Raw genomic sequence first — 23,801 nt, forward strand, 5'->3', positions numbered from 1 at the left:
TTAGGGGGAACTGATGAGAAGTTATTTGGATGAGTTTTACATACGATACTTAAATGAATTCTTCCGTGTTAAAACGCCGCATCCATCAAGATAAATTTAGGCTCAGCTCTTTGATAGCGGTTAATCATCGGTACTAATCGTTGGAAGTGTTCAGACGCACAATGTGAATCTAATGCAGCACGATTCGGCCACTCTTCAATAAAAACAAAATGCCCAGGATCCTTTTCATCAATATAAAGATCATAAGCGATACATAGCGGTTCTTTCTTTGTGGCTTCAACAAGTGCCTTATAGAGCGGCAATACAATTTCTACCGCTTCCGGCTTGATAAAATCTTCAGCAATGACTTTTAGCATGGTAATCCTCTTTGTTTAGCTTGTTAAAACTCAAATCAATCCCTTTCAACTAAGCGAGCTTCAAAAGCTCTTATTGATTCAGCTTATCATCCACATTTTTAATTATCTGCGCTAATTTTGCTTTATCTTTATCAGAGAGATAGTCATGGTATTTTTCAACAAAGCGCTGGATTCGCTCTGCCCCAGCAATAATTTTCCCTGCGGCTTTATTGATGTCATTTTGAGCGGTATTCATGTTGGAACCTTAACGAGATAGGCGACTAAATATAGTATTCCATAGCATAGATAACATTTAAATATAGCCCCATACAACCATTTTAAATGATTACCATTAATTATATAAATAAAAACTGTCAAAAATTATACTAAATAAAAAGCCGCAAAATGCGGCTTTTATTGGTGCCTGAAAATGCTAAATCACGCGGTTCTATACCAGCCCATCAGCATGATGTAGGCGTTAGTTATGTTTACAGCTGTTCCTCCGCCTTTGTTTCCTGTCGTTCCTGAAACGGTATGCGCATGTGCACCGTTATTAGAAGTTGCCCCTGTCCAAGAACGTGATGCAGTAAAGTTATACACTGTACCGTCATCATCAGTCCCTGACCATGAGTTACTCGCATTCCATTTATTCAAGATCGCAAATGCCCCTTTTAAACTCGAATCTCGGTTTTGTGCAGCTCTACGAATTGCAGGAAAATCGCCGGTGATATCCATTGTTCCTCGATCATGAGTATGACCACCAGTGTTATTCGTCGTAGCTGAAAAACTATGATTATGAGCGGGCATCTGTGTTTCTGTTAATGTGACCGAATCAGAACCGCCAGTAGACAAGACATTGGCTCCACTCGCGGCTGCCAATCGAATGGTTTTATTTTCACCGATATATTGCCACTTAGTACCGGGGAATAACGTATTAGGATTCTTGTTTTGTGCAAACCAAACCACAATACCGATGGGGTAGATAGTGTTGAGATTAACCGCATTTTGCAAAGCAACAGTCACCGCATTTTGGCTCATAACATTAGTTGTTGATGTCCCTGTTCCTTGAGCTACATTACTTGTATTGAGTTTTGTATTTAGTCCGTTGGTGAGTGCCGTATTAGTTGCATAATCTCCTGAAGGCTGGTAATTCCCCTTCGCCTGATATCGCCCATCACTTTCTGCTTTAGAATAGCTGTAACCTGCTGCTAAATAGTTGCCCTTCGGCTGATAGCGCCCATCTCCTTCTGCTTTAGTGTAACTTTCGCCTTTCAGGGCATAATTACCTGCTGGAGCGTAATTGCCTTTTGGCTGGAAGTTAGTATCAGACTCTTGCTTGGAGTAGCTATATCCAGCAGGTAGATAATTACCCAATGGCTGGAATCGTTTATCCGATTCTGTCTTGTTGTAAACGTTGATATCGCCGGCGGTTAAGTCAGCTTTTAGTTCAACCCACTGAGCACCAGCAACCGGCTCGACCTCGTTATTTTCAACTTTGGACTGCCATACCTTATTTTTGTGATAAACAACAGCTCGAATAGGATAAGGCTTACCTCCCTCAGCCCATTTTGAAAAACCATAATTTTGAATTTCACCAACGGCTTCGGTGATATCGTGAAACATACTATTCATTTTTTCACGTTCGATATCCTTAGCGGCGGGATCAGAAACTTGGTCTCGCTCATAGTCGTATCCATACCCTTGCGGATAAGACACTGAACCATCGGCTTGTACTTCATTAGGAATAGAAGTTCTGTCCCCTTGTGTTGCAAAGGGGATTTTAAAAATTTTAGTCATTGTGTTTATGCTCCGAAATTACTGCTCAGGAAGTTTTTACGTAGTTTTCCGTGACCGAAAGATTGTTTCGTCACAATACGATATTTGACACCAACACCCGATGGGCGTGGCATAAGGTCGAAATTCTCTAATAAAAGCCTTAGACGTTCGTCAGGGTTGTAATTAAAAACGTAATACGTGTAAGTCATATCTAGCGGGTCTAACACAAAAACTTTGCTGTCCTCTTGCCAGAAAAATCGACGTAAAAATTCATTAATGTTGGTCACTGTAGGGCTTTGAGTCAGGTTGAAATAGCGCATACGAATAATAAGTCGCTTCTGTTCTACCGTCAGTGATAGCGTGTAATCTGAATTACGCCGAAAGTTAGCTTTAAAATTGGCTTTCTTTTTGCCAAAGCCAAACCCCACTTTCGTTTTATCGCTGGGTGGCACGTCAATCCCAAGAGGCACATCAAGGATACGTGACCAGATATTTAACCCAAATTCATTCGCTGTATCGATATTAAAAACATCACGGTACCAGTTACGCCAAAATTGTACTGTCGATTTATCAAAGTACGTCGATTTGTAACCTGCTAGCGCCTTTAAATTTTCAGCATCTTCATACTGCCAAAGAATGGCTTTTAATAAATCAGAATGAAAATCAAATGATTGCACTTGAGTCATACAATCACCACTTGCACGGCGCTGCCTTTTATTCGAGCCACTTCATTGAGTTTTATCGTATAATTATCTGAGGACCACGCTTTACCATCAGTTGAAAGCTCCACGCGCGTGATAAACAATCTTGGCTCTACCGTGTTTATACCGGCAGATATCTCGAAAGGAGACACATCACGCCCAACCACTAAGCCTCCATCGCCCTCCACATCACCATTTGCCCAAGATTGGACTGCTTTGGGAATAATCGTTTGAGCATCCACCGTGGCTTTTTTTACCGTCACTCGGCAAAACAACACGATTTCTTTTGCTCTATCAAATTTCACTGGGTACGTTTGAGCGCTAATTTTCTCTAACACTTCAACTTCTTCACGACCATTAAAGGCAGCGCCAAGGGTTTTGGTTCTCAGCAAAGATTGAGCAATCTGATTCTTATCCCCCCCTTCAACGCAAACGTAGATGCTATGAGGTACTAAAGTAATCCCATCAAAAATAACGGGTGTATCGCCATAATTTTCTCTAAATGCTAAAGAACGCACACCTTCCAGCTCATAGAGTGCTGATGTGATTGCTTCCCCAACACTCACCGTATTTCGCGCAAGTGTTTGTTTTCGCCTGCGTCTAGCCTGTAAATCAGACTCTTCAGCTCTACCCAACGTTGCCGATGTCGGATTATTCACGGTTTCCCAACCAAGCACTGAACTTGCGATTTTATCAAGCTGACCAACACCACACTCTATAGCGCCAGTGCCAATAGAACGCATGTCACCGGTGGTTGTGCCATCTTTACCTAAAATCAAGGCTTTGGTTGTCTCGAATAGATCACCGCCTCGTGTTGTCGCTTGTGATCCGCTAGGAATAATGGTGCCAGCGACACCGCTAAACTTAACCTGTGTCAGAAATGAGTGTGTTGAATCAAAACGTTGTCCGCCCATCAAAGCCCAAATTGCATCGAGAAAAATGCCGCCGGCTAAATCAGGGTTAATTTGATTCGCTAGTTCTGCATTGTTGCGTACAACTGCATCTCGGTTTTCCACTTCCATGGTGACCAATGCACCTTGTGGTGTTTCCGGTGAAACATCCAAATCCTGGCCAAACACATTTTTAAATTCTCTTTCGACATCATTACGTAAAGTGCTGGTATCTGGAATAACAACCCCTTGTGAGGTAATGAATTGATAATCAGCCATTGAGACTTATCTCCCCATAAATTGTTTGTATCACAGCGGTATACTTCAGCGAGTTATCTGCCAATAAAGCCGAAAAAGACAAGACGGATATCACATCATTCAGTTCACGCATCCGATCACGAAACGCAAATTCAAACAGCGGAATATCCGCTTGTCTTCCGAAAGTGGTTTTCCAATAGGGAATACCTGAATCCAACTTATGCAGCATCTCGCCACGTAATGCTTTGGCGTAGTGCTCGCACCTTTTTTCTGACGCTCGTTCACCACTCACTATCGACAAATTTCCGTCATTACCGAGGTGAATATCATTGTTGCTATTAACGCCAAATGTCCTCATATAGGCTCTCCTGAATTACTCTCGCCACGCTGAATACCACTGTGTTTATGTGTAGACCCGATATTTTTACCGTTATGCTTCATCGTGCCACCATTTGAGTCACTGTTGCCATTCACGGCATGATTACCATTGATAGTCACATTGCCGTTAAACGTGGTTTCAGGCACGTTTGCTTCAAGAATTGGAGAATCCAGTACTGCTTTACCCTCGTGCAACGATAGGCACACAGAGCCGTCCATTGATTGGATCACTAAAGCATCCGCATTTTTTCCATCAATTAACCAACCTTTTAGCGTGTCGGGGTAAAACATGGCATCACTAAAGGTGTGCAAACGCGCAGTATTAGGTTCATCCTCTAAGCCACCACGCTGGAAAATTAAACTGACGTCTCGGTCGTTTGCTTTTAACCAACCAAAATCCCCTGGCTTAATTGGCATACGAATAAAAAATCCCCCTCCACCGAAACGGAAAACGGGGATATTTGGTACCGCCGCCCGCCCTATTTTTTGTCCTTCGGTGGAAACCATCATGATCAGCGGTTTGATAACGGCACGATTGGTTTTATCGTCATAACTCACCACCGTCGCGGGGAGCATGTCATCAATATTCATCAAAAAATTGCGAAATGCAGACGAGAGTTGTCCTGCCAAGCTGCCTTCGCTAGCAATATCACTGTTAGGTTGATTCATGATTTATACTCGTTTACAGATAGCTTGATAGAAGAAGGGGGTGTCGTGAGAAGCAATATCGAACTTTAATTGTTCAATTAAGTAATCACCATTAAGTGCAGGATTAAATTTACTCTCAAGTCGCAGCATGCCACCTAATGATGAATCCGAGTCAATCAAGTAAGTGACGTCAACGCCTTTCTCCGTAGCTTTCGGAATACCAACCATACCGGATTTTTGATTTAAGATACGCAGCCGCCCAGAGACTGCCTTATCTCTGTCTTTTACATATAATACATCATCGTCAATGAACGCTTTGACGTTACCAGCCTCTTGTAGTTTTTCGATTTGTTTAAGCATTCCCCCACAAAAATACCAGTTTGCAATATTTTTATCCGTGGCTTGAAAATCGAGCTTTACCTGACAATCTTGCGCAATGCTCTTTGCAATATCACTCAACTTATTAATTGCACCGCCAGAGGTAGAAACCATTTCCCTGGCGGTGGCATTGTTCGTTTTAGCCTTTAGGGTCAGCGTTACATCTGGCGGTGACGCTATTTCAGCACTGACAATATCGCCGATATACAATCGAAATATACCTGAACCTACACGGCCGGCTTCAACAATTAGCCTGTGGGGCTGTTTGCTTTTCGTATAAGGACTCGTTTCCGTTAACAGCATATTACGCGTATCCGCGTTTAAGCCATCAATGTTAACCGTGCATTCATTTTGCAATGGATTTGCATACTTTGTGCCACTGGCTTTGATGCGTAATCCTTCATACCACTGTAAGCGGCCATTCACCTCGATACCGACTCTGATTCGTCGTAAGTCAATCATCATCACTACTCCGCCACACAAGATATTGAGTTTTCCCAAACAGCTCCCACCACGGTAATTCGCCATTGTCTGTGATGAACGCAAAATTGCCGATACCGGATAAATAGCGATATGGGATTAATGGTTGGTTGGGCATCACGCGAATGCCCTGTATCAACATGTTGTCATTACGCTTGATATCACAACACATCATTTGTCGTGCAACTTTAATTGTTAGCTCCCAATCATTGTCATTTAGTGTTGCTCGTAACCGCTGATTGGGGATGGTACTCAATGGAATCTTTTGCATAATTAATCCTAATATTCTTACATTTTCTCTTTAATGTAGTCCCATCCTTGAGTCGCTGCCGATCCTTTCTTTTTCTCAGTTTCAGGCACAGCCACAGTCTGAACTTTCCCACGATTGACGGTACTAGACTGCTCTTTTTTAGCGACTTTTCTCGGAGGAAGCTCACCATACTCAGGTTCAACGGCTTGCCATTCAGTAAAATGTAATGAGAGGTTAATCGCATCCGCCATATCAGGTGTTTCATCATGACTAAAGCTGACTAACAACATAGGTTGATAGGTTTTTACACGCGTTTGAATGCCCACTAATTGATGGGTGTCGTAGATTTGTTGCATTCGTTCAAAAGCATTTTTCGTTTCACCCGTAAGAATGAGATCCATGTTAATTTCAATAGGCTGAACAACAACATGATCACTGCGGCTTTCCCCCGATTCAACGGCAAACTGAGTCGCTTTATGTTCATCACGAATAGTTACTTTGATCGGATTAGCAGTTTCAAATAGTGTCGTAAAATCATCTACATTGAATATTTTAACTTCAGTAATCATTTGCCCCACCCTGTACCATATTGCTGCCCAACATCCTGAAGATGTGACTCTAGAGCATCTTTAGCACCATTCGCCATGCCCTGCGCATCCGTAGCCTGAGTGGTAATTTTTATCTCACCAACGTTAACCGTACTCTCGTTAACTGTGCCGGATTGATTATTAATTGCTTGACTCGTGACAGGATTCATTGGATTGGTCGACATACCAGAAATATGCTGATTCAGCCCTTGTACCAGTAAAGCAGTATCCTCTTCGGATAGTTTTGGCGTTTCGCTGATCGTATGCTCAATAGTTCCATCTGCTGAAACTCTACGTTCTACTGTTTGAGTCACTTCTGCATCTTCAAACCCAAACCAGCCTTTAACAGTACTCCAGCCTTTTTTGATTGCATCGAGTCCATCATTAATCCAGCCGAGGTACTGCTTGATTTGAGCCCATAACCATTTAAAAATACCAACAACAGCATCAGATACGGTATTAAAAATACCCTTGAAATCCTCCCCCCAACTCACTATCGCGTTGATACTTAAAACTAACCAATCAATAAACTGATTTAATGCATTGTTCATTATGTTATAAGCATCAACGACAAGATCAGCGACAAATTTCACCATGATCATCAAATACTCAAACAGTATTTTAAATGTTTGCCAAACCTGGAGAATAACCTCCTTTAGTGCAGGATATTCATCAAAAATACGGCCAATCATAGAATCGTTACCGTCTATAAAATTCATGATGTCGTCATACACAAGTGCAAATGCGGCAGCAAGCAAGGCAATAACGGCGATGATTGCCAAAACAGGCCACGTAGCTAACAGCGTTGATTTAGCAGCCATCATCATCGCAGGAACATAATAAGCTGCAATCGCAGCACCCACGACAGTAAAAAATGAAACAACGAGTTGTTTGTTATCTATACAGAAACTAACAAATTCATTTAGCCACCCGAGTCCTTTAGCTAAAACCGGAATGACCATTTCTAAAAAGCTATTTTTCAACAAACCCGATGCCTGTGTAACGCCCTGCAACGCTTTGTTAAATTTAATAGACTGTTCAATACTTTCTTTATTAATGCCAGAGTATTCTTTTTGGATACCCATCATCCGTTCTAGCTCTTTTCTTCCTTTCATCATGAGCTCGACGGTTTTGTCATCCTTAACACCCAATCCTGAAAGAGTTACTTTAGCTTGATCAAACTTCATCCCTTTCACTTTATCGGCAGTCTGCAAAACGTTTTCCATTGAGTCTTTAGTAAAACCAAACGATTTTGCCATTGCTGATAAATCGGTTTGAGCCGCATCACGACTTCCTCCAAGTGCAGCCATAGAGCCGGCGAATGCATCTACATCAGCCGTAGTAACATTAATTTTTTGCCCCAACTTATCGAGAGATTCAATTTCAGTTGCCCGAGATATCACATCATTGACTAATGTCGCGGCATCCATTGTTATACCAACAACCCCTAATGCTTTTTTCGCAAAAGAGACCACGGTAGTTCCTACCTTTTGGTATAAACTCTCCGTGTTATCTAACGACTTTTGAACTGTTTTTTGAGCTTCAACTTCACTGACTGCCGCTTCAATTCCTTTGACGCGTATTTCATCAATAATATGGATTAATTGCCTATAATCGCCTTGTAATGATTGAATAATAGCGCTAGCAAGCTGTTTTGAGATTAAGCTTTGCTGCTCGGTAGCAATTAAATCAACCATTTCGGTAGAGTATTGGCCAATATCATTCTGTAAAAATTGATAGCTTTCATCCAAATCTTTAAGTACTGATTGCGAGGAATTCCATCCCGTGTCAACGCTCCCTCGCTGCTCATCCAATATCGCTAATGATGTTCCCGTTGAATCCAATTGTGATTTCACTGATGCAGTTTGCTCACTTACCTGTTCAGCATTAGTCAAAAAATAAATGGGATACTCGCCTGATGCTCCTTGTAACGACTGCCAGAGTTCATTCATCACAGCGCCAAATGAGAGCGAACTTTGTTCTGCTGCACCTTGAGCGCTCTTCATGCTTTCGATAATGTCATCTGTAGAGCGTTGTACTTTGTCAAAGGCTTGGTCAGCTTGCCGTGTGTCAAATTCAAAGACCTGAACAAATGTGTCTATTAACGACATTATCACTCCTTTAAAGCCGCTAACGCTTCGTTATATCGATTCGTAATTGCAATTTCCCATAGGTCCATTGCCTCTTCTAAATCTATTGAGATTTTGAGTTCCGTGAAGGTGGCAAGGTGTTCACTGATGATGACTGCAAAGAACCCATCAGCGTTTTTATAATCGACGGGAGTGAACCGCTTACCTTGCTGAGCAGGAAGTGGAGGAAACCTGGGCTCCCGTCGCCCCCGAAAAAACTAGTATTGTATTTCAACATCTCCAACTCTAAGCGAATTAGAGACTCGCCATCTGGGATATGATTATCAATTAATGTCTGTGTTTTAAGCTGAATTTCTTCTCCGTCAATCACTACACATACATAGGCCATCATTTTAAACATAGCCTCTTTACTAACTTCGTAGTCACCAATTTTGGGGGCGTTAGACAACGGATACTTGGCGAGAATTTCTCTACCTACAGTTGCAGGTAAGCGACTAATCACAAATAGCTTTTCGTTACCATCAACATCTTTAATAGCAACTTCTTTCGGTTTAATTAGCATGATATAAGCCTATAAAAAATGGCGGGAAAGCCCGCCATAAATGGAAGTAAATTAACGGATTCGGGTACTGTCAAAATCCTGAAAAACAAACGTGTATTGTTTGGACTTTAAACGCCCAGCAGAAGCGGCTGAATTACCTCGGCTACCATTGGTAATTTTACCGTTACGGGCAGTAACGGTTGAACCATCACCATAAGATGCCACCATCGTGATTTTATCACCTGCTGGACGACGACCTCTTTTTGCTGTGTTCGCCTCCAGCAAAATAGACAGGTTTTTATCTTCTTCACTACCCGCTAATACATTGATTGTAATAGATTGAGGTGTAGGTGTGGCCCAACTCACTAAGTTACCGTTTATATCCATGCCTGTTTGTGCAATATCCACCGCAGGTAAATCCAATGGGTCTGCATCATCAGCAAAAGTAGTAATTAAAATTCCCGTCGGGAATGTTTTTGTTGCCTGGATAATTAGGCCCAAGCCTGCTACAGAAATATCATTCATTATTAATTCCTTATACTAAGTTATGTGAACCTTCGACTTTACGAACCCAATCGCCTTTACCGTAAATCAGCACGTATTTCATGACATATTCAGGTAAACCGCTTTCCCCGGTACTCTCAACAATTTGTGCGTTGTACCAATAGCCTTTGTCTTGTACGTCATGCCATGCAAGATCGTCACCAGAGGCATCAGAGACTGCCAGTTTTTGGACTTCAGTCAGTGCTTTACCCGCTAAAATTGTCCCATTATCAAGGGCTTTAGTAACAGCTCCAGCAATAACCATTAATGCTCTGGCTTCACCATCTTTATTGGCGGGAATACCGCGTGTGGCGAGTAGCACACTAAACCACTGTTGAGAAATATAGGCTTTCAACCACTGCTCATTAGCATGAACACTCATATCTAATGGATTAGATGAGCTACCACATAAAAATCCACGCTGATAAAAACGAACTTGTGAACCCGCAACAGCCGTTTCTCCGTAATAGTTCACACGTAATTTATCGTAATGACTTGCAGATTTATCAGTCACCACTTGGGCTGGGAATGTAGTACTGAACTGGCGGAACATATAATTTGTCGTTGCATTAGTACGGTCATAATCTGTCGCAGCCATAATCGCCATCGGTAATGCCTGAACAAAATAATGATCTTCCGATTTAAGATTAAGTCCCACTGACGCAGTACTGATTAGCGCAGCACTGAAATCCTCTGCTTTATTTTTGCTCACATTCAAATGCAGTTGATACTTCACATTTTCACCTGCAACATACTGAGCCAACGGTACTGCCTGCTCTAACGACATTTCATCTAAGAATGTTGCGCTACCGAATGAGTCAGAGACTTGTTCAGCCACAATAAAAGCTTCGAGTGGTGTTTGTGCTGGGTTACCTTCGGATGCGGTACCAGATGATAATCCCATCGCATTCGACAGCACGGAATAAGCGACACCAATAGAGGCACGTTCTTGAACGCCACCACTTAACTCAAAGACACTATTCAATGAGTTAAACGTCAAATAGCTGCTTGAGAATTGAGGCTCCGGCTCGGCATTCAATTTCGCTTGGATCATCGATGCAATGTCTGCATACGACTTAACTTCTGATAAATCCAAGTCTTTGTAATTTTTTGTGATAGAACCAATGGTGACGGACAAGGTTCCATCAGCAATCATTTTTAGATCTGCTAATGCTGCTGCCTTGGAACCAAATAATACGGGTGCACGCCCCATCGGTTCATAGGTGGCAATTTGTAGCTCTTTGGGCTTATTAACAGGCGCAGGGCTAACATAACTAAAATATTGACGAGCAAAATGCGCTTCAGGTGAATCCACGCCTAATAATTCATCAACCTGACCACTAGTAAATTCTAAAACTTTACCGGCAGGAATTTTTGGATTTGAAGAAAATAAACGACCAGTTAACTTGCGCATCGGAACAGCAGACGCACCAATGACCGCTGATGCGATATCAACGTATCGATTTTGTTTAATTGACATAATAGAACCTTATATGCGGTGAATATCAGGATACAGTGCGCTAACGACAGCTGTATCAAGGTGTAATGTTCGAGTGAACGAAACAATGAGATCAAACGAGGGGTTTTGCTCGTAGTTACCGTAATCATTCAGAAAATAGGGATTACGAATATTGCTTGCGCGTTGAGTGCCAATACCTTGTTTTTTTAGCGCTTCAACGAAAGTTAATGAATTGGTGATCATTCTAACTATTGCAGTAATGTCACTAGCGGTAAAACACCCAAAATCAGTGATAAGAACTTGAAATTGATATGTTTTTTCAGACGGTTGTTTTTCTTGATGGTTCGCATGTTTACCTTGTACATCGTACTTTCTTTCTTGCCAACCATGACCACGCTCATCAATAGGAAAAAATATCACCATATTGTCATCGCGACCTTGCCTAGTCGCTTGAAAACCAGCTTTTACCGGAATTTCAATCTTTGCCTCCTTTAGTTGAAAAAGCAGCTGCTTACGGATAGCGATGTCAACGTCGTTATCTGTCATAAGCACCTACCTCAATGCACACCACCGATTTCCAGCCATCCTGCTCGTACCAATCCATTTCACTGGTAACCTCATATTTTTTACCGTTGAAAACGAGATAGTCCGGGGAGGTACTACGCCGAATACCTTTAATGTTGTTAGATGTATAAAATCGACGATAAATAGAACTGGAATCAAATCCCATACTTTGAGCATCTTCGGTTTCTATTGCTTGCCAGTTACCATAAATTTCAGTGGGTTCATGGTACAGGTTATGATCATGTCCTCGCTCATCGGTGACTCTATTTTTAAAACGAAACCATAAGGTTTTTTGTTGTGGAATATATCGAGATACTTGGCGATATATATTTCCAAACATAGTTATTCTCCTTGATGCAACTGAGATAAAACTGGCATTAACTGAGATAATTTAGCTATTACTACCATTCCCTTCTCATGCCCCATTTTCTACGCTACGTAATTCAGAAGACGCTTTGCTATCTGCATGTTGAGTCAGTTCACAACGCAGGAATAAAGCTAAAAATTGCTGTCCATAGGTTGTCATTTTGAACCAATACGACCAGTCGGAGCCGCTAGGAGGAGAGGTAAATGAAATACTTACTTTGTCCATTGTCACGTTTGTGATAACACCAGTTGGCGCCATCCCTTCAGTAATCCGTTGATTCAAATCCAACATGTGTGCCACAACTAGCATCCACAACTCATTGAAACAAGCATCACTAGATGGGGGGAAATAATGGAGAGCAGATTCAGCAATGATCAATACATCATCTTTAGGCAAAGCATTAAACTGCGGACGAAGAATGCGAAATTGATCAATAGGAAAGATATGCTTGTCCATAATGGCTATCCTTTTTTACTCGTTCTAGAGGTCTTTTGCGTTGTTACTTTTGATAGATTTGACTTATTCAAAGACAATTCATCGCTCGCATTTGTAGCTGGAGAATTCCTTTGAATAACATCTTGATGATGTTCAACACGAATAAATCCATTTTTCTTATGAAGTTGAAATACAGAATTATTTTTTAGTTGCACAAATTGTTCATCTGAAATTGTTGTCATACGACCAATGGAGGTATACGGAAATTCGGTCATAACGTTAGCCTGACCAGCAATAAAAATTTGACCTTCATCAACGGAATAATGCTGGTCATTTGATAACGAACAATAAACATAAAGAGCCATGTTTTTCTCCAATAAAAAAGCCCTCATCGAGGGCACTAAAAGGAAGAGCTTAAATTAAATTTAAGAATGTATAGATAAATGCTCCACTTATAGATCTATACCCATTCCTTATTACAAACACTGTGTTTTGATATAGTTCTGTAAGCCTAAAATCATTTGCTGTGACTCAGCAATTCGCTCTCTGAGTAACCAATAATTTCTGATAGCGGAGTCAGTAGGTCGGGCGGTGATTGCATCATCCATGCCGGAGGTGGTAGTGCCTTCGGCTTTTTTACAGCTTGCTTTGATGTACACCCGCTCAGGATTACGCTCAGCAGCAATACGCAACTTATCAATTTCAGCTTTTGCATTTGTTAGCTCTTGAGTATGTTTAGTATCGAGTTGGTGGAGGGAGTCAATGTGCTGCTCGTAGTTTTGAATGCTATCAATAAGCTCTGAGTTTTCTTTTTTCAGTAGCTTATTATCATCGTGAACGCTAACAACCCACCAACCCAGACCAACAACCATAATGAATAGCCAGAATGATTTATCGAATTTCATAAATCACCTGCTTACCCTTGTGATAATTAATCGCACTCTGGCAACATTTTTCTAAACTGGCTTTATCGATGCTGCATGTGTTGTCTGTGAGTAAATAAAATCCACTCCCCAGAAAGGTAATCATGTAGATAATTAAGCCAATCACCGCAACTATAGATTTCCATGACATATAGCCGCCTCCGCTTCTCGGCGATTAACAAGTCCACGCCAGACCTTACCACCAGCGTAGACCCACTTTTTCAACTCTTCGCAAGCGCCATATTGATCACCCTCATTGAGCTTTTTAAGCATTGTCGATTTAGCAAATGCGCCTGTGCCAACATTAAAGGCAAATGAATACAACGCGGCCTTAGTGTGATCGTCAGTAGGCACCTTGACCAATTTATCTACCTGCTGTTTTGTGCGCTGAAAGTCTGATTCAAGCAATTCATTACATTCATCTTTGGAATAAACTTTATTGGGAGCAATGTCTTTTCCCGTATGTCCATAACAGACCGTTAATACACCGCCCACATCTTCATATGGCTCATATCTAACACCTTCAAAATGCGTAATGACTGTTAAAGCGATAGCCGTGGCCCCTGCGCTAACAAGCACAGTTAATTTTTGTTTGAGTGACATTAGATATCCTTTGGCGCTTTCGCCATAAGCTCGGCGGCTTTTCGAGCGGTGGCAGAGGGGTTTTGTGGGTCTGTCTTATTGACCAGATCTTCAAATAGACGGGTTCGTTTTCGTTGTTCCCACCTATTCATGAAGAAAGTCGCCAAGCCTAAGATCATGCTGAACGCCATCCCGATAATAAAGCCCCATTCATAAAGCGATAGACTCGCGAAAAATGCTGTAAGCCCAGCACTACCGTAGGCTGCGTTGCTATATTTATCCATACGCACGATTTCACCCCTACGGAGTGCCTAAATTTAGATGAAAAAAAAGCCACCGAAGTGGCTGTTAGATAATGTTAAAGAAAATATCTCTTTGAGATGAGATTCTTCTATTCATAATAGTTTGTCTTGAAAATCTTCTTGATAGAAACTTCCCATACAAAAAAAGCCCTCAAACTTGAGGGCTTTCTTGTCAATAGAGAAATCATTTTAGGTAGATTAACACAGGTTTTGCGCGCGCACTAATCTAGGCGCATCGATCGAACACTTTTCGTACAATAAATCCATATCCAATTGAATATTAAGGGCTTCCAAAAAACCTAAGACGAAACTTTCTGCACTTTGCATTCTTTCACGTACTTCTCCTTCTCGTATTTTGAATTTACGTCCAATTGCACGTTTAGATTGTCCCTTAATATAATATTCTTCCAGATAAGCCCTTTCACGTTCCATACCAACTATTGATAGTTTAGCGACGCATAAATCAATCACTAACCCATCTTCGTCGCTACACGAAAGCCTATTGCTACAGCGCGAACCCATTGCATAGTGATTAAAACCTGCTGCGACAGAAGACCAACCAACCATCGCATAATGGTCACCAGCTGACCATCCTCCCCAATGCACCAAAATTTTCTGTATATCTCTGTTCATAGTTTCTAACCTGTGTTTTCAGTACCAGCGACACCCAATTTTTATGAATCAATAAAGACGCAAAAGATTTAGTTGGCTGGAAAGTATAAAAAGTAAGAAATTTATTTCAGTATCGACGGGTATCAACTGTACCGACCCTTTTTAATTATTACCTTCCAAAGGTCTATCTATAGCTTATAGGGATACAACACTCTAAATGGTTGGTACGGTTGGTACGATTGATACAATCATTAAAAATCAATAAATTAATCTTACTAACCTAATCATTAGTAGTTGGTACAGGTGGCTCATATATTCGTGCAACCTTACCGTCCACACGCCGTTGTACTGATTTATACCCACAACTTTGTAAAACGTTACCAATTCGCATTTGTTCACGTCTTGAGATGTTTTTGGGATCAATATTTAGTGCTTCCTGCAAAATTTCACCTGATCGTAAAAAACGGCGGGCTCGCGGTTTTTCACCTGTCATTACGTCGGGTTCGTCCAACCAACGCTCAATAATTTCTAACCAAGCATCTTTAATAGTATGTTTATCGTGAATCTGTGTAGCTAAGTATTCAGCAGTTCGATATTGGATTCCGTCCGCTTTAAATATTTCACGCGCTTCAGCCCATAACTGAAGAGCATCACACTTAATCTTGTCTACATTGACCTTCACCACTTCAATAGGAAGCCAACGGCGATTACCCGTACGATCGGCTAAAAATTCATCCTCGTTAGTGGTTCCGATAATTAGTGAGCGACGAGGAAACTGTGTAGCGAACTCTTTAAATTTTGGAATCCAATTTTCATGGGTACGAGTAACAAATGCCTTAATAGATTCGAGATCTTTCGTGCTTAGGCCACGTAGTTCACCAATTTCCACCACAATACGACCACGCATTTTACGGGCTAAATCATCATCTTTTTCTGCAAAAGAAATTTCCACAAAGGAAGCTGGGTCTGGTGATAAAGCCGCCACACCCGAGGATTTACCACATCCTTGAGCACCAACAAGTATTGGCACCATGTCAGCTTTAATACCTGGCGCCAATACACGCCCTGCCATTGCTGTCCACATATAGAGAGAAACCGCACGGGTATAAGCCGAGTCCTCTGTGCCAAAATGCGTATGGCAGAATCTATCCACTCGCTTAGCACCATCCCATTCAAGGCTAGTTAACCATTCGATAGCGGAATCGTATTGGTTCTCCTCTGCGGCAAGTAAAACCACATCACGAACCAACTCACGTCCTACCGCTTTGAACCCACGTTTCTCCATAACAATACGTAACCGAGAATAGTCAGCATCAGAAAACGATTTCCATTCGTTAGAACCAATCGGCGAGAACATGATTTGATCGCGAAAAGCATCAAAGCGAATTTCAATATCGATAAAATCAGGGTGCATGACGGCTTTAGATGCGTTATCAATGGTGGCCTCTATCTGACCATACTTATCACGCTTGAATAATGGTTGAGACAACGATTCATTCACTTGCTGAGTATTATGAAAATCATTCACAGTAACTCGAGTCGTACTGAAGCGTTTAATACTAGGATTAACCCAACCTACTTTTTGGGCTATAGCAAATATTGCTTGATAACCCGTTCGATTCGCACAAAGTTGAGGCCACTTATTTAATGCCGCTTCCTCGTTACCTTTTTCTGCTTTAGCTGACCATTCAATCCATAATGCTTTGGCTCTATCTTCATAACGCGTATTTTTAAACCATGCCAAACGGTTCCCCATTCCCACCCAAGTTGGATAATTTTCGGCAAGACTTAATACCTCCGGGTGCCAAAGCGCAGATCGCATGTCATCAAAGGTATTCCTGTTAACGTTATGCAGGGCAGTTAAGCGCGAAGAATCATCATCAGGTACAACATTAAAATTAGAAATATCTGCTTTATTACTATGTGATGTAAGCTCTGAGGCTAGAATGGTTTTTACATGGATAACAGCCCCCTCGAACTCTAAGAATTGTGCACTCTCATGTGGTGCGAATACCATATGTGATGGCTCGTACACTGAGTGATCCCATTTAATAGGTTCATCGCTAAGTAGCTGGTAACAGTTCATGATTTCTTGTTCAACGCATGAACCTAATTCGGAATAAAGTTGAGCCGTTACACTGCTATCTAGCATAATGCCGATGCGCCAACGTTGTTCATTCTTTACGGTAACGTGCTCATGGCTAGCGGTGGTATAACAAAAGCAACAATACATACTCAGAACGCCTTTTAACGTATTCCAAGCCCCTAAAGAACATCCATCCATATCTAACCAAAGAACCTGGCGAGTCCCAGCATTGATAGCACTACGTCCTTTGGTCTCATTGTTCAGCGCTCCCCAGATATAATTAAGACGCGCCTTTTTCTCTCGCATTGTCTCAATGGAGTCAGTTGGCAAAATGTAAATCTTTTTTCTAAGCGCTTTGATAGCTAACTTGTATTCTTCAAAACTCGATGCTTGCGCTGATTGAGGGCGGTTATCCTTGGCCGAGCGCCCTACTGAATAAGTGATCCGCATAGGTTAGTCCTTCGTTAAAACTAGTGGTCCCTTTAATAGCCATTCAGGGTCACACTCTAAAACTTGTGCTAGTTCAAGGATAAAGCGAGGTCGAGAAATAGCATCACTCTCTATCCTATTGATCGCTTGCTGTGTTAAACCGATTTGCTTCGCTAAAACATATTGCGTGTAACCAAGTAGCTTGCGTCTTTGTTTTACTCTATTACCAAGTGTCATAACGTTTCCTATTAACAATTTTCATAGTATTCAATCACCACAAATATTGTTTGTCAAATACAATAAAATTAGTATTAATAGTAGGGTATGAAATATTCACAGGGGGCATAAGAATGTCATTAGCAACAAGAATACGACAGCGCAGATTAGAACTTAATTTGACTCAATCGGAATTAGCTGAACGCGCCAATATTAGCCAACAATCCGTAGAGTCAATTGAAAACGGAAGAACTAGAAAACCAAGAAATATCATAGAGCTAGCCAAAGCCCTACAGTGCCATCCAGAATGGCTACTCAACGGTAAAAGTATTATGCCAATGACTGAGGTAAACTCTCGTCGAGTGCCTTTATTAAGCTATGTCCAAGCGGGATTATTTAAGGATGCAGACCCAATTACAGATCATGAAGGTAATTTTGAGTATATATTAGTCGATGATGACATTAGCGAAAATGCTTTCGCACTGAGAATTGAGGGTGACAGTATGAATCCTGAATTTAAAGAAGGAGATATTGTTGTTATCGATACTGAGCTTTGTCCTAACCCTGGTGAATTTGTTTTTGCCAAAAATGGTGGTAACCAAGGTACATTCAAAAAATATCGTCCTTTAGGCATTGGTACCGGTGAGTTTGAGCTAGTTCCATTGAATCCAGACTATCCTACCCTAAATAGCCACGACTACCAAATAGCACTCATTGGCGTTATGGTCGAACATAGAATTTACCGCCGAAAAAGATAATTGCACTCATTATTCCTACCATTAGAGTTTTCTTGTAAGGAACCAAGAAGACTCATTTTCACATTGATATATCATTCTTACTCATTCAATTAATTTATAAAACAAATAGATAGGGATTATTCATGCAATAATACAATTTAATCTGTTTACATTTACTATTTTTATAGTATTATTATTTGCAATGGTTACTACTTAACTAGTAAAAACTTGCTCTTTAACAATATAGAAAATCGTAACAGTACAAAGCTATCTGCTGAGACCCCTACGCAAAAATGCGACGTATTAACAGGCACGATCTGTTTGTTAAGAAGGTTACTTCCATATGAGAGTAAAATGGCAAGGAATGGGCAACACTGGCAGCAAAGCATTGTACAAATGCAAATAACTAATTATAGGTCATTCAATGAGTGACCTATGGTGAGCTAAACAATGCTTGTATCATGGAGCAGAGTTATTTTCATTAATACACAATATAGCGCATCTCATCATTAGCAATATCTAAACGTCAAATCATCCACTGGAAATAATTTAATGAAAAAAGTTCAAATTTTACTCTCGGATAGATTTCCGATGAATAACAACATCCGCCTTTTACGGTATCAACAGAAAATTGAAATTCTTAAACAAAAGCCTAACACCACTTTTCCCATCACTTTGTATCTTTGAGGTATCAAATGAGTCTCGAACTAATAATTAAAGAAAATACCGAAGTCATGCGCCAACTAATTACGACAATACAATCTAACGGTATCGTACAACTTAATCCCCCTTTGAAGCCTGAAAACCTCCCCTTACCTATTAAATCTGAAATTAAGGCAACGAATGAAAGCCTAACTGATCCTAAAGCACTTTTCGCCCAAGCAGAAAAATTGATTTTACTACTAGCTAAAAATGGTTACCGCAATGAAGCCGTTGAAATTCTTACTAAGTTCGAAGCAAAAAAATTAGGGCAAGTGCCTGAAAATAAACTCGCTGAAGTGATCAATTTAGCCGAAAAAATATTGAAGGGTTAAATATATATTACTCATAGTACATTTTAGTATAGCTATATAACTCAGATTAAGCCCCTACCTTTTTGTCATATATTCTACAAATATTGCCAATAAGTGATTTATTTTTACTTTATTTTAAATAATCTATGTCAACGGATAAAAGTAATTATAATTTCGCGATAGTGACACGCTCGCAGGTTATAATTCTGCGAGCAAAAATGTATAATCAACAAGTTAACTCCATTGAAATTAACTTTCAGATATTATCTTGTTGATTTCATTAACTACAGTATTAACTTTAGATTTTCGAGGGGAATTTATAAAGAACCATATAGATGCAATCGAAATAACAAAGACAATCAAAAGTAAAAGATAATACTTCCCCGTTTCAAAAGTATCTGGTGAGTCTATATACACAAGGAGTATAAATAACGCCAACCATAATGCTAAAATACAACCCATGAATTTTTCCATCCAGTAATTCACCATGTAAGCCGTATCTAACTTTACATACAGAATACCTTTATCAATATATAAATATCGTTTTACTTTTTTCAAAATAAACCAAATATCAGACGTAACAGTATAATTAGATAAAATTATTTTCAAGTCTCTAAAAGTTTTGTTCTTTTCTTGTGTAATATTAGCCATAACAGTATCATTTATTTTAGTTCTAATATATTCCTTATCCGTCCCACTTAGAAATTCATTGTATTGGATTAAATATTCTTTATTCCTAATCAATCTATTACTTTCACCTGACTTGAAATATTTTTGTCCAATTTTAAACAAAGTGATTAAAGATGCGATAACTGAACCTATTAGACCTAAAATAGTTTTTATCAGCTCTAAATACTCAGAAAATGGACCTAAATCTTGTGTTGAGAAAAATATCATATACCCCCTCCTCTTATAAATTATGAAAAATATACTCTGGCTCGACCTCGAAACATTCAATGAAAAGCCAATTAAATACGGTGTGCATTCTTATGCGGAAACCGCTGAAATTATGCTTTTTTCTTGGGCGTTAAACAACAATTCGGTTAACGTTTGGGATATTACAAATAAATCATCTATACCTATAGCATTAAAAGAAGCGTTAACAGACCCTAATACTATTATTTATGCACATAACAGCCATTTTGATCGCACAATACTTAAGCATCATGGCATTAAGATAGATGTCAGCCGCTGGCGAGACACGATGGTTCAAGCATTAGCACACGGCTTACCCGGGGCACTAGAAACGCTATGTGGAATACTTGATGTTCCTTTGGATCAAGCCAAAAATAAGGAAGGTAAAAAGTTAATTCAATTATTTTGTAAACCTCATCCTAAAAACGCTGCATTACATCGCGCGACAAGCAAAACTCATCCCGAAGAGTGGGAACGTTTTGTTGCCTATGCAGGATTAGATATTGAAGCCATGCGCGCAATACATAAGCGCTTACCAAGTTGGAACTATTGTGATACTGAATTAGATCACTGGCATCGAGACCAAAAAATTAATGATCGCGGTGTCTATATGGATATCCAATTAGCAACTTCCGCTATCGACGCGGTCGAAACTGAACAAAAACGCTTGGTTAAGCTCACCCAAAAACTTACAGATAATGAGGTAAAAAATGCAACACAACGTGATGCTTTACTGCAATATATTTCTGCCTCTTTTGGCGTTAACTTGCCTGATATGCAAAAAAGCACATTAGAACGTTGCATCAATGATTCCGATACCCCCTTCCCTTTGCGCGAGCTATTGGTTATTCGCTTGCAAGCAAATACAACCAGCACCAGTAAATATAGTACGTTAATAAATGGAGTAAGTTCTGATGGTCGCTTGCGCGGAACATTGCAATTTTGCGGAGCTTCTCGTACAGGGCGTTGGGCCGGTCGATTATTTCAACCGCAAAACTTGCCAAGACCGACACTTGACCAGAGTTCCATTAATATGGGTATTGAAGCATTAAAAGCAGGATGTGCAGACCTTATTTACGATGACATTATGCAGCTAACCAGTTCAGCTTTACGTGGTTGCATTATAGCACCAGAAGGTAAAAAACTTGTTGTATCCGATCTTTCCAATATTGAAGGGCGTATTCTTGCATGGCTAGCGGGTGAAACGTGGAAAATTTCAGCATTTAGCGAGTTTGATAAAGGTATTGGCACAGACTTATATAAATTGGCTTATTCTCGAGCTTTCGATATTGCCCCCGACAATATTAACAAAAATATGCGCCAAATTGGGAAAGTGATGGAACTCGGTTTAGGCTATGGTGGCGGGGTCGCTGCATTTCTAACGTTCGCACTCACCTATGGTCTAGATTTAGATGAACTCGCTGAAGCGGCGCTACCTAATATTCCCATCAAAGTTAAACAAGATGCACTGAATTGGTATCAAAAATCTGTTGAAACCAAGAAAACATTCGCTCTCAATGAAACCGTGTTTATCACCTGTGATTCACTTAAACGCATGTGGAGAAATGCACACCCTAAAACGGTGTCTTTCTGGTATGAATTGGAAGATACCGTTCGCCGAGCGATTACGTCACCAGAAGTAACCTTTTCTTGTCGCAAGCTTAAAGTCAGAAGAGATAAAGCATGGCTACGTATCGCTTTACCTTCAGGCCGTGTAATTTGTTACCCATCACCACGTAACGAGAACGGCCAAATCAGCTATATGGGCGTTAACTCTTATAGCCGTAAATGGCAACGATTGAAGACCTACGGTGGAAAACTGGTGGAAAATGTAACCCAAGCCGCAGCTCGAGATATTCTCGCGGGTAACATGTCCACGATTGAAGATCACGGTTATAAGATTGTTTTAACTATACACGATGAAGTGTTAACTGAGACTCTTGATAATTCAGCCTTCAACAGTGAACACTTATCCGAATTACTCTCTACTAACCCTCAATGGGCTTTAGATCTTCCACTTAGTGCCGCTGGTTTTGAAACTCATCGATATAGAAAGGATTGACCCAGAAGCGATGGGATTTCTAACATTGTCGTCGTTCTATGCTTTGTTTCTCTTGTTGGCATCTTCTTTATGTTTAAAAGGTCATAATAATGACCGTTAATATAAAGCATCCAATGTCTATACGGGTATTCACTTCCTTCTGGCTCTCTACAGAAACAAATATAATTTTTTCCTGGGTCCCAAGTACTGAGTCATCTTAATTGAATATAGTCAACCTTCATTAAGTCTTTTAATACTAATACCATTTGGTTAACCGTCACAAAATTATTCTTTAATACTAACTCTTTCAGTTTCATCTCTTTTTCCATTTCACTGGAACTTTTGTTAGCAAGCATCGCTAATGTGGCAATTCCACCCCTTCTTGAGAGCTTGGTTGAATCACAAACTTCATCGACTATTTATCCATTTTAATTTTAGAGAATCCTATATGACCTTTTTAAATAATGATAATCCGTTGTATTTCCGTGCAGCTCGAGATGCTGTACGCCTTGAACAAGCAGAAAAATACTTTGAAGCATCTAGAGCTTGGTCACAAGCTCATAGACTTTCCAGAACAAGAAACAATCAAATATGGAGTGAACGCCGCTCTGAGTTTTGTTTTATGCAAATTCAACGTGAAAAATACAAACACACCGAATTTGAGTAAATTGTGTCAACGTTGATTAATAGGTATATAGTCATTATTTGATAGACAACATCATTTCTTATATGCAAAAAAGATCAATCTGATACAAAAAATACGTAACTCACACTATTTTTCACATTACAGCCTCACTGCATTGATACAGGAGCATCCCGATCCTATTTTTTATTCACCAGTTCTAGTACTTTGATTTCTATAATCCATAGATTACTAAACACGATCTTTCTGTCTTTGATGTTGAATAAGTCCATTACCTGAAATGGTAGGCGGGTAAGCATCAACAATTCATCCTTAAATCATTGATGCTTTATGTTAAGCTATTCCATTAGCAGTAGCTCTTAACCTTTTTTGAAGCCCGGCTTACCATTTTTAGCCCGCCACTCTTTAACTATTTTTAAAATACCAACTGGGGAATCATCATCACCATCCTCTGGGTAGTAAATAAGATCACTTCCACTCGGATGTTCTGTTACATTTTCAAAATGAGTCACAAGCTTAATTTGTTCTTCCTCATTTGCTGTATCTGCATTACAAATAATTGTTAAAAGCTTTAAAAATTCAGATTCTGTATAATCAGTAATATTATTTTTTAATTCCATTC

32 protein-coding genes are annotated in these 23,801 nt (G+C 40.2%); 4 read left to right on the plus strand and 28 right to left on the minus strand.

Annotation, left to right across the window (positions count from 1 at the left end; translation table 11 throughout):
• Positions 1-68 precede the first annotated feature (68 nt).
• The 25 genes from M5X66_RS10425 to M5X66_RS10545 form a co-directional block, all read right to left on the minus strand.
• The gene (locus tag M5X66_RS10425; RefSeq protein WP_108477912.1) at positions 69-356 is read right to left on the minus strand and encodes a putative quinol monooxygenase; all 288 of its coding nucleotides are present in this window, start codon (positions 354-356) and stop codon (positions 69-71) included.
• A gap of 70 nt (positions 357-426) precedes the next feature.
• Positions 427-591, minus strand: a complete 165-nt coding sequence (locus M5X66_RS10430; RefSeq protein ID WP_270103509.1) for a hypothetical protein — start codon at positions 589-591, stop codon at positions 427-429.
• A 182-nt stretch (positions 592-773) separates the two neighbouring features.
• Positions 774-2,132: a phage baseplate protein gene (locus tag M5X66_RS10435; RefSeq protein WP_270103510.1), complete on the minus strand. Its 1,359-nt coding sequence runs from the start codon at positions 2,130-2,132 to the stop codon at positions 774-776.
• A gap of 5 nt (positions 2,133-2,137) precedes the next feature.
• Entirely contained in the window at positions 2,138-2,797 is a 660-nt protein-coding gene (locus tag M5X66_RS10440) for a DUF2612 domain-containing protein (RefSeq protein WP_036952877.1), read from the minus strand.
• The gene (locus tag M5X66_RS10445; protein ID WP_270103511.1) at positions 2,794-3,981 is read right to left on the minus strand and encodes a baseplate J/gp47 family protein; all 1,188 of its coding nucleotides are present in this window, start codon (positions 3,979-3,981) and stop codon (positions 2,794-2,796) included. The genes M5X66_RS10440 and M5X66_RS10445 overlap by 4 nt, the downstream gene beginning before the upstream one ends.
• The gene (locus M5X66_RS10450; protein ID WP_036952872.1) at positions 3,974-4,318 is read right to left on the minus strand and encodes a phage related-protein; all 345 of its coding nucleotides are present in this window, start codon (positions 4,316-4,318) and stop codon (positions 3,974-3,976) included. The genes M5X66_RS10445 and M5X66_RS10450 overlap by 8 nt, the downstream gene beginning before the upstream one ends.
• Positions 4,315-5,007: a Gp138 family membrane-puncturing spike protein gene (locus M5X66_RS10455; protein WP_036952870.1), complete on the minus strand. Its 693-nt coding sequence runs from the start codon at positions 5,005-5,007 to the stop codon at positions 4,315-4,317. The genes M5X66_RS10450 and M5X66_RS10455 overlap by 4 nt, the downstream gene beginning before the upstream one ends.
• 3 nt (positions 5,008-5,010) lie before the next feature.
• Positions 5,011-5,826, minus strand: coding sequence for a baseplate hub protein (locus M5X66_RS10460; RefSeq protein WP_036953392.1), 816 nt, complete (start codon positions 5,824-5,826; stop codon positions 5,011-5,013).
• On the minus strand, positions 5,819-6,115 hold the full coding sequence (locus M5X66_RS10465) for a phage baseplate plug family protein (RefSeq protein ID WP_036952868.1): 297 nt from the start codon (positions 6,113-6,115) through the stop codon (positions 5,819-5,821). Before M5X66_RS10465 ends, M5X66_RS10460 begins: the two co-directional genes overlap by 8 nt.
• A 17-nt stretch (positions 6,116-6,132) precedes the next feature.
• Complete coding sequence (locus M5X66_RS10470; protein ID WP_036952866.1) at positions 6,133-6,663, minus strand: phage baseplate protein; 531 nt, start codon at positions 6,661-6,663, stop codon at positions 6,133-6,135.
• Positions 6,660-8,792, minus strand: a complete 2,133-nt coding sequence (locus M5X66_RS10475; protein WP_270103512.1) for a hypothetical protein — start codon at positions 8,790-8,792, stop codon at positions 6,660-6,662. The genes M5X66_RS10470 and M5X66_RS10475 overlap by 4 nt, the downstream gene beginning before the upstream one ends.
• Positions 8,793-8,874: 82 nt before the next feature.
• Positions 8,875-9,333, minus strand: coding sequence for a hypothetical protein (locus tag M5X66_RS10480; RefSeq protein WP_036952861.1), 459 nt, complete (start codon positions 9,331-9,333; stop codon positions 8,875-8,877).
• 51 nt (positions 9,334-9,384) lie between these two features.
• On the minus strand, positions 9,385-9,837 hold the full coding sequence (locus M5X66_RS10485; protein ID WP_036952859.1) for a phage tail fiber protein: 453 nt from the start codon (positions 9,835-9,837) through the stop codon (positions 9,385-9,387).
• 10 nt (positions 9,838-9,847) lie between these two features.
• On the minus strand, positions 9,848-11,335 hold the full coding sequence (locus tag M5X66_RS10490; protein WP_036952856.1) for a DUF3383 domain-containing protein: 1,488 nt from the start codon (positions 11,333-11,335) through the stop codon (positions 9,848-9,850).
• A gap of 9 nt (positions 11,336-11,344) precedes the next feature.
• Positions 11,345-11,860, minus strand: a complete 516-nt coding sequence (locus M5X66_RS10495; protein WP_036952853.1) for a phage gateway protein — start codon at positions 11,858-11,860, stop codon at positions 11,345-11,347.
• Positions 11,850-12,218, minus strand: coding sequence for a phage collar protein (locus M5X66_RS10500; RefSeq protein WP_036952850.1), 369 nt, complete (start codon positions 12,216-12,218; stop codon positions 11,850-11,852). The genes M5X66_RS10495 and M5X66_RS10500 overlap by 11 nt, the downstream gene beginning before the upstream one ends.
• A gap of 75 nt (positions 12,219-12,293) precedes the next feature.
• Positions 12,294-12,701 carry a DUF4054 domain-containing protein gene (locus tag M5X66_RS10505; protein ID WP_051422688.1) on the minus strand — a complete coding sequence of 136 codons (408 nt, stop codon included), beginning with the start codon at positions 12,699-12,701 and terminating at the stop codon, positions 12,294-12,296.
• A gap of 5 nt (positions 12,702-12,706) precedes the next feature.
• Positions 12,707-13,045, minus strand: a complete 339-nt coding sequence (locus tag M5X66_RS10510) for a hypothetical protein (RefSeq protein ID WP_036952848.1) — start codon at positions 13,043-13,045, stop codon at positions 12,707-12,709.
• Positions 13,046-13,156: 111 nt separating this feature from the next.
• Positions 13,157-13,585: a lysis protein gene (locus M5X66_RS10515; protein WP_036952846.1), complete on the minus strand. Its 429-nt coding sequence runs from the start codon at positions 13,583-13,585 to the stop codon at positions 13,157-13,159.
• Positions 13,572-13,754 (minus strand): hypothetical protein, encoded by a 183-nt coding sequence (locus M5X66_RS10520; RefSeq protein ID WP_036952843.1) that lies wholly within the window; start codon positions 13,752-13,754, stop codon positions 13,572-13,574. Before M5X66_RS10520 ends, M5X66_RS10515 begins: the two co-directional genes overlap by 14 nt.
• Complete coding sequence (locus M5X66_RS10525) at positions 13,736-14,206, minus strand: lysozyme (RefSeq protein ID WP_036952840.1); 471 nt, start codon at positions 14,204-14,206, stop codon at positions 13,736-13,738. Before M5X66_RS10525 ends, M5X66_RS10520 begins: the two co-directional genes overlap by 19 nt.
• Positions 14,206-14,475: an HP1 family phage holin gene (locus M5X66_RS10530; protein ID WP_036952838.1), complete on the minus strand. Its 270-nt coding sequence runs from the start codon at positions 14,473-14,475 to the stop codon at positions 14,206-14,208. Before M5X66_RS10530 ends, M5X66_RS10525 begins: the two co-directional genes overlap by 1 nt.
• A gap of 210 nt (positions 14,476-14,685) precedes the next feature.
• Positions 14,686-15,120 carry an antiterminator Q family protein gene (locus tag M5X66_RS10535; protein ID WP_270103513.1) on the minus strand — a complete coding sequence of 145 codons (435 nt, stop codon included), beginning with the start codon at positions 15,118-15,120 and terminating at the stop codon, positions 14,686-14,688.
• A gap of 259 nt (positions 15,121-15,379) precedes the next feature.
• Positions 15,380-17,635, minus strand: coding sequence for a VapE domain-containing protein (locus tag M5X66_RS10540; RefSeq protein ID WP_270103514.1), 2,256 nt, complete (start codon positions 17,633-17,635; stop codon positions 15,380-15,382).
• A gap of 3 nt (positions 17,636-17,638) precedes the next feature.
• Positions 17,639-17,851, minus strand: a complete 213-nt coding sequence (locus M5X66_RS10545) for a helix-turn-helix domain-containing protein (RefSeq protein WP_132495410.1) — start codon at positions 17,849-17,851, stop codon at positions 17,639-17,641.
• A gap of 113 nt (positions 17,852-17,964) precedes the next feature.
• On the opposite strand from M5X66_RS10545, the gene M5X66_RS10550 reads away from it, so the two are divergent.
• Entirely contained in the window at positions 17,965-18,588 is a 624-nt protein-coding gene (locus M5X66_RS10550; protein ID WP_036952830.1) for a LexA family protein, read from the plus strand.
• A gap of 674 nt (positions 18,589-19,262) precedes the next feature.
• On the plus strand, positions 19,263-19,601 hold the full coding sequence (locus M5X66_RS10555; protein ID WP_036952828.1) for a hypothetical protein: 339 nt from the start codon (positions 19,263-19,265) through the stop codon (positions 19,599-19,601).
• Positions 19,602-19,829: 228 nt separating this feature from the next.
• Here M5X66_RS10555 and M5X66_RS10560 read toward each other — a convergent pair whose 3' ends face one another.
• Positions 19,830-20,477 carry a hypothetical protein gene (locus M5X66_RS10560; protein WP_036952827.1) on the minus strand — a complete coding sequence of 216 codons (648 nt, stop codon included), beginning with the start codon at positions 20,475-20,477 and terminating at the stop codon, positions 19,830-19,832.
• Positions 20,478-20,499: 22 nt separating this feature from the next.
• Between M5X66_RS10560 and M5X66_RS10565 the strand changes: the two genes are divergently transcribed.
• Positions 20,500-22,557, plus strand: coding sequence for a DNA polymerase (locus M5X66_RS10565; RefSeq protein WP_270103515.1), 2,058 nt, complete (start codon positions 20,500-20,502; stop codon positions 22,555-22,557).
• A 191-nt stretch (positions 22,558-22,748) separates the two neighbouring features.
• Here M5X66_RS10565 and M5X66_RS18740 read toward each other — a convergent pair whose 3' ends face one another.
• Complete coding sequence (locus M5X66_RS18740; RefSeq protein ID WP_154636840.1) at positions 22,749-22,892, minus strand: hypothetical protein; 144 nt, start codon at positions 22,890-22,892, stop codon at positions 22,749-22,751.
• A 92-nt stretch (positions 22,893-22,984) separates the two neighbouring features.
• Here M5X66_RS18740 and M5X66_RS10575 point away from each other — a divergent pair, with 92 nt between their 5' ends.
• Entirely contained in the window at positions 22,985-23,203 is a 219-nt protein-coding gene (locus M5X66_RS10575; RefSeq protein ID WP_036952823.1) for an ANR family transcriptional regulator, read from the plus strand.
• A gap of 335 nt (positions 23,204-23,538) precedes the next feature.
• Here M5X66_RS10575 and M5X66_RS10580 read toward each other — a convergent pair whose 3' ends face one another.
• The gene (locus M5X66_RS10580) at positions 23,539-23,799 is read right to left on the minus strand and encodes a bacteriocin immunity protein (RefSeq protein WP_036952821.1); all 261 of its coding nucleotides are present in this window, start codon (positions 23,797-23,799) and stop codon (positions 23,539-23,541) included.
• Positions 23,800-23,801 lie beyond the last annotated feature (2 nt).

The organism is Providencia sp. PROV188 (assembly GCF_027595165.1).
Taxonomy (GTDB): domain Bacteria; phylum Pseudomonadota; class Gammaproteobacteria; order Enterobacterales; family Enterobacteriaceae; genus Providencia; species Providencia lanzhouensis.

What these genes read in the sequence shown, in the direction of transcription:
- M5X66_RS10550 (WP_036952830.1), top strand. Translation starts at nt 17,965, where the DNA reads ATGTCATTAGCAACAAGAATACGACAGCGCAGATTAGAACTTAATTTG.
- M5X66_RS10430 (WP_270103509.1), bottom strand. Translation starts at nt 591, where the DNA reads ATGAATACCGCTCAAAATGACATCAATAAAGCCGCAGGGAAAATTATT.
- M5X66_RS10580 (WP_036952821.1), bottom strand. Translation starts at nt 23,799, where the DNA reads ATGGAATTAAAAAATAATATTACTGATTATACAGAATCTGAATTTTTA.
- M5X66_RS10540 (WP_270103514.1), bottom strand. Translation starts at nt 17,635, where the DNA reads ATGCGGATCACTTATTCAGTAGGGCGCTCGGCCAAGGATAACCGCCCT.
- M5X66_RS10475 (WP_270103512.1), bottom strand. Translation starts at nt 8,792, where the DNA reads ATGTCGTTAATAGACACATTTGTTCAGGTCTTTGAATTTGACACACGG.
- M5X66_RS10460 (WP_036953392.1), bottom strand. Translation starts at nt 5,826, where the DNA reads ATGATTGACTTACGACGAATCAGAGTCGGTATCGAGGTGAATGGCCGC.
- M5X66_RS10495 (WP_036952853.1), bottom strand. Translation starts at nt 11,860, where the DNA reads ATGACAGATAACGACGTTGACATCGCTATCCGTAAGCAGCTGCTTTTT.
- M5X66_RS10555 (WP_036952828.1), top strand. Translation starts at nt 19,263, where the DNA reads ATGAGTCTCGAACTAATAATTAAAGAAAATACCGAAGTCATGCGCCAA.
- M5X66_RS10450 (WP_036952872.1), bottom strand. Translation starts at nt 4,318, where the DNA reads ATGAGGACATTTGGCGTTAATAGCAACAATGATATTCACCTCGGTAAT.
- M5X66_RS10440 (WP_036952877.1), bottom strand. Translation starts at nt 2,797, where the DNA reads ATGACTCAAGTGCAATCATTTGATTTTCATTCTGATTTATTAAAAGCC.
- M5X66_RS10520 (WP_036952843.1), bottom strand. Translation starts at nt 13,754, where the DNA reads ATGTCATGGAAATCTATAGTTGCGGTGATTGGCTTAATTATCTACATG.
- M5X66_RS10545 (WP_132495410.1), bottom strand. Translation starts at nt 17,851, where the DNA reads ATGACACTTGGTAATAGAGTAAAACAAAGACGCAAGCTACTTGGTTAC.
- M5X66_RS10465 (WP_036952868.1), bottom strand. Translation starts at nt 6,115, where the DNA reads ATGCAAAAGATTCCATTGAGTACCATCCCCAATCAGCGGTTACGAGCA.
- M5X66_RS10575 (WP_036952823.1), top strand. Translation starts at nt 22,985, where the DNA reads ATGACCTTTTTAAATAATGATAATCCGTTGTATTTCCGTGCAGCTCGA.
- M5X66_RS10480 (WP_036952861.1), bottom strand. Translation starts at nt 9,333, where the DNA reads ATGCTAATTAAACCGAAAGAAGTTGCTATTAAAGATGTTGATGGTAAC.
- M5X66_RS10505 (WP_051422688.1), bottom strand. Translation starts at nt 12,701, where the DNA reads ATGGACAAGCATATCTTTCCTATTGATCAATTTCGCATTCTTCGTCCG.
- M5X66_RS10525 (WP_036952840.1), bottom strand. Translation starts at nt 14,206, where the DNA reads ATGTCACTCAAACAAAAATTAACTGTGCTTGTTAGCGCAGGGGCCACG.
- M5X66_RS10515 (WP_036952846.1), bottom strand. Translation starts at nt 13,585, where the DNA reads ATGAAATTCGATAAATCATTCTGGCTATTCATTATGGTTGTTGGTCTG.
- M5X66_RS10560 (WP_036952827.1), bottom strand. Translation starts at nt 20,477, where the DNA reads ATGATATTTTTCTCAACACAAGATTTAGGTCCATTTTCTGAGTATTTA.
- M5X66_RS10500 (WP_036952850.1), bottom strand. Translation starts at nt 12,218, where the DNA reads ATGTTTGGAAATATATATCGCCAAGTATCTCGATATATTCCACAACAA.
- M5X66_RS10445 (WP_270103511.1), bottom strand. Translation starts at nt 3,981, where the DNA reads ATGGCTGATTATCAATTCATTACCTCACAAGGGGTTGTTATTCCAGAT.
- M5X66_RS10425 (WP_108477912.1), bottom strand. Translation starts at nt 356, where the DNA reads ATGCTAAAAGTCATTGCTGAAGATTTTATCAAGCCGGAAGCGGTAGAA.
- M5X66_RS18740 (WP_154636840.1), bottom strand. Translation starts at nt 22,892, where the DNA reads ATGCTTGCTAACAAAAGTTCCAGTGAAATGGAAAAAGAGATGAAACTG.
- M5X66_RS10490 (WP_036952856.1), bottom strand. Translation starts at nt 11,335, where the DNA reads ATGTCAATTAAACAAAATCGATACGTTGATATCGCATCAGCGGTCATT.
- M5X66_RS10435 (WP_270103510.1), bottom strand. Translation starts at nt 2,132, where the DNA reads ATGACTAAAATTTTTAAAATCCCCTTTGCAACACAAGGGGACAGAACT.
- M5X66_RS10455 (WP_036952870.1), bottom strand. Translation starts at nt 5,007, where the DNA reads ATGAATCAACCTAACAGTGATATTGCTAGCGAAGGCAGCTTGGCAGGA.
- M5X66_RS10510 (WP_036952848.1), bottom strand. Translation starts at nt 13,045, where the DNA reads ATGGCTCTTTATGTTTATTGTTCGTTATCAAATGACCAGCATTATTCC.
- M5X66_RS10470 (WP_036952866.1), bottom strand. Translation starts at nt 6,663, where the DNA reads ATGATTACTGAAGTTAAAATATTCAATGTAGATGATTTTACGACACTA.
- M5X66_RS10485 (WP_036952859.1), bottom strand. Translation starts at nt 9,837, where the DNA reads ATGAATGATATTTCTGTAGCAGGCTTGGGCCTAATTATCCAGGCAACA.
- M5X66_RS10535 (WP_270103513.1), bottom strand. Translation starts at nt 15,120, where the DNA reads ATGAACAGAGATATACAGAAAATTTTGGTGCATTGGGGAGGATGGTCA.
- M5X66_RS10565 (WP_270103515.1), top strand. Translation starts at nt 20,500, where the DNA reads ATGAAAAATATACTCTGGCTCGACCTCGAAACATTCAATGAAAAGCCA.